The following is an 8,509-nucleotide window of genomic DNA, read 5'->3' on the forward strand; positions in this document are numbered from 1 at the left end:
CAATAAAACTTGCAAGTTGCCGTCCCTCTGCTTTTAACTTTTTTTCCCTTGAAAACTGCGCAATATCTGATATAATCCCTTTCTGACTTAACAAGCGGGATGGAATACGGCGCCCGCTAAATTCTTATATAAAGAATTGCAGGAGGAAAGTAAATGGCAGAGAAACCGCTTGTAACGATTATCTCCCCGGTCAGGAACGCGGAGAGGACAATTGACACAACAATTCAGTATCTTTTAAATGTCGATTACCCAAGGGAAAGCATGGAAATCATTTTTGCTGACGGGGGTTCCACGGACAAAACAGTGGAAATCATTAAGAAATGGCAGGAAAAATATCCGTTTATCAAACTGGAACTTGTTCCTGATTCAAAATCACCGGGGCACGCCAGAAATGCAGCATTAGCTGTTGCCAAGGGCGAATATATCCTTTTTACGGACGGGGACTGCGCGCCGCATAAAGACTGGATAGAAAAAATGGTAGAACCTTTCCTGAAAGATGAGACCATTGGAATGGTCGGCGGAGAAGTTTATACATTAAGGACGGACGCTGAAAATGACACTGAAAACTACTGCGAGCAGGTTGGTTTTCTTTCAATCGGCAACAGGGTGGGAATGAAGAACGGCGGATATTATCCTCCGGTTAAAAAAGACCTTCCTCATGAAGTTAACGGGTCTCAGACAAGCCCGTTTTTTGCGACCGCCAACGCGGCTGTTTCCAAAAAAGCGGCTATGGCTATCGGCAACGCATTCTGGCACGAACCTACAGGCGAAGACGTGGATTTTAATCTGCGCGTATCAAAAGCCGGCTTTAAGCTTTTCTTCCAGCCGTCAGCTATCGTGGATCACATGCACAGGGCCACGCCGCAGCAGTTTTACAAACAGCTTTACGGTTACGGTTACGGACATCCTCTTTTAATAAGGGAACATTCCAAAAAAGTGCTTGAATTTTATATTGATTATTTTGGCGGCATATCGCTTCCGATACCTTTTCCGATACCGGGTATCATTTACATCGGCGACTGGCTTTTAATGCACCTGTTGTCGCTGTCTTTCCTTATCACTTTAATAGTTTCCGCGTTTGTGGGCGGGATTATCGCTAACTTTACCCCGCTTGCGGTGCTTTTTGGTTTGTCGCTGTTTTTTGTGGGAAAGTTTTTTATCCCCGCGTTTAAGATTAAACCAAGGGCGAAACTTCTTACATGGATGAAAATTCAGTATATGTCAAAGTGGAATTTCATCAAAGGCGGCCTTGACAGCCAGAAAAAGTTTAACGCGATCAACCTGGAAGGTTAATTTAAACCAAACTTCAAAGGCGCGGGGTGCCCAAAGCATCCCGCGCCTTTTTTATTACAAAAAATACTGTGACGGTATTATAAACAACGGAGAAATAATATGAAAAAAATTACGGCGATAAGCGTGCTTGTCCTGGTTTCGGTTCTTTTTTTAATTTTAGTTTCGGGCGCGGCGGATGAAGCGGTGTTTGTGAAAAAAGCGTCTGAAATAAGGTCTTTATCCGGCAGTTATAACGGCGCGGTTGTAAGCGCGGCTTATATTAAAACGCTGCCGGCGCCTGTAAAAAAGTTTGCGGCATTTCTTGGAATTGCCGGCAAACCCATGATTGATTCGGCGGCAGTTTACCATACCGGGGAATTTAAGCCTGTAGAAAACGGGCGGTGGTTTAAAATAAACGGAACATATCACCTGACCGGCAAAATGCCGTCTTTTATATGGAGGGGTGTTATAAATATGGCGCCGCTTTTAACTATGGGCGCGACAGATTCTTATTTTAACGGTAATGGCAGGATGCATATTAAGCTGATGTCTATGTTTACACTTCAGGACGCAACAGGCGGTTCTATGAATCAGGCGTCATTAGAACGGATGCTTACTGAATGCCTGCTTATTCCTGCTGTATTGTTTGATAAGGATGTTGTCACTTGGGAAAAAAACGGGGCAAATTCCGCGTATGCTGTTATAAAAGACGCCGGCATGACGGCGCGTGCTCTGGTTGTTTTTAATCAGGACGGTTCCATAAAATCAATGAAGCTGAACAGAAACAGGCAGGAAGGGGAAGCGCTTGTCCCAAGGGAATGGGTGGGTTATTCAGGAGAGTTTAAGGATTATAGCGGCTATAAGCTTCCTTCATATATGGAAGGGGCGTGGGTAGCGGATGGAAAAGAAATGCCGTATGTAAAATTTATAATTGAAAAGGCGGTATTTGTTCCGGTTTTATCGGGCAACAACAGGGAAGTATCACTGCATTAATGCCTGCTGTAATAAAAAACGGGTTGAAATAAAATAATTTTTCTTGTTGACAAATAATTATTTTGAAATATACTTAGATAGTCTAATAATTAGTAAAATAAACTATCAGGAGTGTTAAGATGGATGCGGCATCAAGGGAGTTAACGGAATATATCCGCAGAGTGGGACATCTTGCCCAGAAAAAATTTCCAAAAAAAGCGTGCTTAAGGGGCGTTCATGAAATAACCATGGCGCAGATGTATGTTATTGGGCGCGTATTTGAAAACGGCAGGATGAAAATGGGCGATCTGGCAAAAAGTGAAGGCGTAAAACTTCCCACTATGACAAGTATGGTAAACAAGCTGGTTAAGAACGGCCTGTTTATAAGGCAGAGCGACGAAAAAGACAGAAGAACCGTCTGGATTTCTGTTTCCGGCAAGACAAGAAAAGAGGTCATAGGGTATCTTAAACAAATGGACAGCCTGATGGGTAATCTGATGTCGGTACTGACAAATGAGGAAAAGAAAACATCTTTAAAAATACTTAAAAAAATGGAAAATCACCTTGAAAGGATGGGTAAATAAAATGAAAAAAATAATTGCTGTAATTTTATTATTAACGGCTGTTTCATTTCCTGTAAACGCGGAAAAGTGGGTTTTTACGGAATTTGGGCTTAGTTACGGGACAATAACAAGCCCGCAAAGCAGAGGCATAGGAAGCTACGGAGTATTTGACACGCCGGTATTTGACGCGAAAGCGGGGGTTTCAATATATAAGTGGGGCGAAATTTACCTTGGCGGCGCGTATAACGTATTTATAGCCAGGCAGGATTCCAATTCATGCGCTGTATTTGCGCCTTTATATATAGGCGCGCGCGCGAACATATTTCCGCTGTGGCCGGTTTTTCCGGATGTCTTTTTTGAAACCGGAATGTCTTTGGGCAGTATGCACATGCTTGTGCTTAATCCCTCGCCGGGATACAGGGATATAAGCTGGAACGGCGGGTATTATAATTTTGGGGTAGGGGTAAATTTGAATGTAGCGGATATAGCGGTTTTAAGGTTAAGCCTTGAAAGGCCGGCGTTTTATGACGTTGACGAAAAAGAAATTCACATTATAAAAACAGGCCTTGCCTGGAAAATATTCTACTAAGGAGGCGCAGATGAAAACTAAAAATATTATTAAATTGTTTTTGGTTCTTATAATTACCGCGGCTTTTAACGCCGGTGTATTCGCTGAAGATACAGCCGTGCTTAAATTATCTTTTGATGATTTTTCAAAGTTGTGCGCTGAAAATAACAGGGAATTTAAAATGGCAAAACTGGATAAAGAGATAGCACAAGCCCGGCTTGGTCAGGCAGCCGCCTCTTTTGGCCCTGTGATATCTTTGGAAGGGGGGTATCAGGCGGTATACAACACCTTTTCTGTTGTACCTGTCAGGCCCTGGTACGCGGCTCAGGTATCTCTTCAACAGCCGGTTTTTACATTTGGAAAAACTTTATTCGGCTTTAAAATAGCAGAGGAAGCGTACAGGATTGCGTCGGTTAATTTCAAAAAAGCGGAAGAAAAACTTAACCTTGATGTTATTTCCTCTTATTACGGCGCCCTTATAACCAAAGAACTTATGAATGCCGGAAAACAAAGTTTAAAAAGCAATGAGGAGTATTTAAAGATAACGCAGGCAAAGTATAAAAGCGGGCAGGCTTCCAATTTTGAAGTGCTTCAGGCGCAGGTGCAGTACGCCAATTCCAGGCCGGATGCAAGAAAAGCGGAAGATAATTATATGCTTTCGATGCAGATGCTGAAGAATACTGCCGGCATAAGCCTTGACCGTGAAGTGGAACTTACCGGAGAACCGGGTTATAGTAAACTTGAATTGACAGCTGAAGAGATTAAACAGAAATTCAGAAAGGGAAGCGATGACGGCGATCTTATTAATTCGGCCGCGAAGATTGCGGAGTATAAAAAATATCTTGCGGGTTCGATGTTTCTGCCCAATATCGCGATTGCGGCTAACTACACTTATATGTCGGCTGATTCCGCTTTTCATACCGAAAAAAGCTACTGGTTTGGCATGTGGGATGTAATGGTGGGAGTGCAGTGGACATTTTTTAACGGTTTTAAAAATGTATATGAGTTTAAGCAGGCCGCTGCAGAGGAAGAAAAGCAGCAGCTGGTAAAAGATAATACAGTTAACCTGCTGGAAATACAGCTTGAACAGCTTTATACCGGAATGCAGGAAAGCGCGGAAGTTATTGAAGCGGCAGGGGACCTTATAAAACAGGCTGAAGAAGGTTTTAGGATTGCGTCTGAAAGTTATAAGAACGGCCTTATTCAGAGTGTTGACCTGATGAACGCGGAAATAGGGCTGCTTAAGGCAAAAACAAATTACTACAACGCTCTTAATAACTACCTAACATCAATGCAGAAACTTAAAAACTTTATAGAATAAAATACAGGAGAAAATAGGGAAAAGACAAGAGGTATTTTAAGGAATAATTTTTGGAAAATCAGCACAGCTGATTGTTTAGGATTAAAAAAAGGGGCGGAATAAATTCCGTCCCTTTTTTATTTTATTCGGGTTTGTTTTTTGTACTTTATCGTAGATAAGAGATATGTTGCGTCTCGCTTTTATGTGTAAATTCGTTTGTTCTATTTACCGCAAATCTTTAAGACTTTGATTTAAACAACGTGCCTTAAAAGGAGCGGCTACCAGGTCGTAAAAAATGAAATGTACTGGTGGGCGCACTCTTCAGGTTGCGGCAATTGAAGTTGTTGTTGTTTTTACTTAAGTCCCTCCGGGCCGCAGAGCCGTTCGCCTATTGATTTATTACCACGGTATTGTATAATAACAAAAATTGATTAAACGGTAAATCAAAATTAAGAAGGGGAAAATGCGAAAGCGGTTTCTTTTAATAATTAATTTTATTGCGGTATTTATACTATTAACCGTGTTAACGGCTGTTAATACTTATGCCGCCTGTACTCCGGTTAGTGCTACGTTATGTGTTAACGGGGATGATAATACGTCTGTCTGGCTTAACGGAAATTACGTGGGAGCGTTTAATTATGTGAACTGGGATTCCACTTCAGAGCCGGTATGTATGAGTGTTCCCGTGGCGTGGATAAATAGTACCGGTGCAAATTCCATAGCATTATCCGTTACTGATACAGGCGGCGGTCAGATATGGGGCGCTTTTGCCCTTGATGTGGAATGCGCGGGCGGGTTGCACTCTTATGTGTCAAGCAATGAGGGCGGTATTGCTTTAAGCGCCACCCTTGATTACAATATTCCTCCGGCAGATGACGGCGGGGGAAATTCCTGGTACGAAACAAATTATGATGATTCGGCATGGGGAAGCGCGGTAATGGTGACAGACAAGACATGGGCAAAACTTCTTTATAATCCCGCGGATGGGACTGTTGTTGACCCTTATTCCTATGACGCAATAGGAAATTCCGGCGCTAACGAATATGATATGTACACCGGGCAGAATATGCTGTACATGAGAAAAACTTTTACGCTTAATCCCGTATCGCCGCTGCCGTCGCCCACGATTACAATTACAAAATTTTCTGATACTACGGCTATGATTACGGGAGGCCCTGTTTCTATAACGCTTACTGTATGCTCCATGGGAGGGTATATTAACGGGTCTGTGATGATAACCGATACATGGACGTCTGACGCGGCGTGCGGCTGGACTATGGGAAATCCATTTTATTATGATGACCTTAATAACGGCCAGCTTTTCAGGGATGACGACAATGACAGGTTTACTTTATATTTTCCTCTTGGATTTGAAGCAAACGAATGCAAGACTTTTGTTTACGAAATGAATCCGTGCTGGTTTGATACAACGGTATATGATTATGGGAACGGGTACTGGAATGATACATGGTGCAGTTCCATGACAAATTATAGCAGCGTAACTTTCTCCGGCGGCACAGCTTCTGACCAGGAAACATTCTCGCTTTACTGCCCGTCAAAGACTTCAACCGCGGTGGCTTCGCCCACGCGCACGGTGACCCCTACAAATACTCCTGTAATTACAATGACAACAACGATTACTGCATCGCCCACAAGGTCAATTACAAATACCGTGACAGGAACAGCAACCGTAACCGCGTCGCCGACCGTGACAATTACGCGTACTGCAACACCAACCGCCACACCCACCGGCAGCCCGACTTTAACGCCGCAGTCCACGTTTACTTCAACTTTAACCGTGACTTCAAGCGTGACTTTGACTGTTTCTCCTTCTTCAAGCGCCACGTTGACCGCCACGCGCACGGTTACAGCCACCGCTTCGCCGTCGTCAAGTTCCACTGTAACGCCGACGCGCACTATTACAATGTCAGAAACCGTAATAATTGTATCGGCCACAATAACGCTTACATGGACGGCTTCGCCCACTTCAACGCCAAGCGCCACGTCAACGGTGACTGTGACGCTGACGGACACAGCAACTGTAACGCTTACCGCCACAAATACGTATACTGACACCGCGACTGATTCTCCGACGCAGACTTTTACGTATACAGATACGGTAACTGCCACGTTTACGCATACATTTACAAATACCGCCACAGATACGGCCACGCAGACATACACCGCTTCTGACACGGTTACAGGCACGCCTCCGCCCACTTTTACTTATACTGACACGCCGACAGATACAAATACAGCAACATATACAAACACGTACACTCATACAAATACTTTAACTGCAACCGATACATTTACCAATACGCATACCGAAACATATACAGTGACCCCAAGCGATACCGCTACAGACACTGCCACGGCCACTTTTACGGATACAGCCACCCATACTTTTACTTTTACGGATACAGCCACATATACCGCCACGTTCACGCATACAAACACATTTACACAGACTTTTACGTTTACAAACACTTACACGCCCACGCAGACGCCCACACATCCGCAGCTGCCGGTAACGCTTGATGTGGTATTAAAGGCAAAAGGGGACAACCCGGCGCCAGGAGCTGTTATAACCTATACATTAAGAATAGCGAATAATGATTACGCGCCGGTTTCCGGTATAATGGTTTATGATATATTGCCTGATGTTCTTGTTTTCAGGTCGTATACTCAGACTGCGGCATCTCTACAGGTAAACGGCAATAACCTGACGTGGGATTTTGGCCCGGATTTTACATTAAATCCCGGCGAAAGTTATACGCTGGAATTCACTGTGGAAATGCTTAGGCAGGGGCAGGATGGGGATCTTGTGATAAACACCGCTGATGTGGAATATAATGACCCTTTTTATACGGAAATTTCCGGGACAAAACATACTGTAAGTTCAAATATGTCTTTTTATCCGGAAGGTATTCCTGCTGTTTATCCAAACCCTTTTGACCGCACAAAAGCCAAAGGCGGCATGCTTAAATTTTTAAACCTTGCCCCTTATACATCGGTCAGGATATACACACTGTCCGGGGAAGGCGTGTTTTCCGGCAGCACCAACAGCGCGCCGTTTTTTTTCTGGGACGGCAGGAATAATTACGGCAAGCCAATCTCTCCGGGTATATATTACTGGGTCACAAACAATATGACCTCGGGCCAGATAAATAAAGGCAAACTGCTGGTTGTAAAGTAAAAGGTGATGGGTTGATAAAAATCAGGGAAATTCAGGATAAGGATTACGCGTTTCTTGAAGAGATGCTTTATGAAATGGTTTTTTTTGAAGACCCTGCTTTAAAACCTGCGCCCGACGTGCTGTTAAAGATACCGGAAATAAACAGGTACGTCAGATATATTGCGCCATATGGCGGGGGAGTGATAGCGATTGATAATGATAAACCGGCAGGCGCCGCGTGGTATATTTTATTCCCTGAAAATGATAAAGGGTATGGTTTTGTTGAAACCGGTATACCGGAAATTTCCATAGCTGTCAGAAAAGATTGGAGAAACAGGGGCATAGGCACGCTGCTGCTTAAAGAATTAACAGCCATTGCGCTTAAAAAAGGCTATAAGGCTTTGTCTCTAAGTACGGACATGAAGAACCCGTCAGTAAGGCTTTATGAAAGGTTTGGATTCAAAAAGGTAAAACAAAACATCACTGACCGGGTAATGCTGCTGAAATTATAAAGCTGTTTTATTATCAGGAATTCACCCGTGAAAACGCATTGACAACCAAAACTTTCGCCTGTAACCGCAAAGTGATAATGTCCTAAATATGCAAAATAGAAATGTCCTATTCCGAAGCGTGGTAGCATAGAAATATGGAGGTGC

At 43.5% G+C, this 8,509-nt stretch carries 7 protein-coding genes; all 7 read left to right on the plus strand.

Annotated features, from left to right (window positions below):
• Nucleotides 1-153: 153 nt before the first annotated feature.
• The 7 genes from JXR81_03070 to JXR81_03100 all read left to right on the plus strand — a co-directional run bounded on the left by JXR81_03070 (nucleotide 154) and on the right by JXR81_03100 (nucleotide 8,365).
• Nucleotides 154-1,293: a glycosyltransferase gene (locus tag JXR81_03070; GenBank protein ID MBN2753829.1), complete on the plus strand. Its 1,140-nt coding sequence runs from the start codon at nucleotides 154-156 to the stop codon at nucleotides 1,291-1,293.
• Between the two features lie 99 nt (nucleotides 1,294-1,392).
• Nucleotides 1,393-2,265 (plus strand): hypothetical protein, encoded by an 873-nt coding sequence (locus JXR81_03075; GenBank protein MBN2753830.1) that lies wholly within the window; start codon nucleotides 1,393-1,395, stop codon nucleotides 2,263-2,265.
• Between the two features lie 119 nt (nucleotides 2,266-2,384).
• Nucleotides 2,385-2,828: a MarR family transcriptional regulator gene (locus tag JXR81_03080; GenBank protein ID MBN2753831.1), complete on the plus strand. Its 444-nt coding sequence runs from the start codon at nucleotides 2,385-2,387 to the stop codon at nucleotides 2,826-2,828.
• A 1-nt stretch (nucleotide 2,829) separates the two neighbouring features.
• On the plus strand, nucleotides 2,830-3,396 hold the full coding sequence (locus tag JXR81_03085; GenBank protein ID MBN2753832.1) for a hypothetical protein: 567 nt from the start codon (nucleotides 2,830-2,832) through the stop codon (nucleotides 3,394-3,396).
• A 10-nt stretch (nucleotides 3,397-3,406) separates the two neighbouring features.
• Nucleotides 3,407-4,696, plus strand: coding sequence for a TolC family protein (locus JXR81_03090; protein MBN2753833.1), 1,290 nt, complete (start codon nucleotides 3,407-3,409; stop codon nucleotides 4,694-4,696).
• 442 nt (nucleotides 4,697-5,138) lie between these two features.
• A complete protein-coding gene (locus JXR81_03095; protein MBN2753834.1) occupies nucleotides 5,139-7,874 on the plus strand; it encodes a DUF11 domain-containing protein in 2,736 nt (911 codons plus the stop codon).
• A gap of 11 nt (nucleotides 7,875-7,885) precedes the next feature.
• Entirely contained in the window at nucleotides 7,886-8,365 is a 480-nt protein-coding gene (locus tag JXR81_03100; protein MBN2753835.1) for a GNAT family N-acetyltransferase, read from the plus strand.
• The last annotated feature ends 144 nt before the right edge of the window (nucleotides 8,366-8,509 follow it).

Source organism: Candidatus Goldiibacteriota bacterium (genome assembly GCA_016937715.1).
GTDB lineage: Bacteria > Oederibacteriota > PGYV01 > PGYV01 > PGYV01 > PGYV01.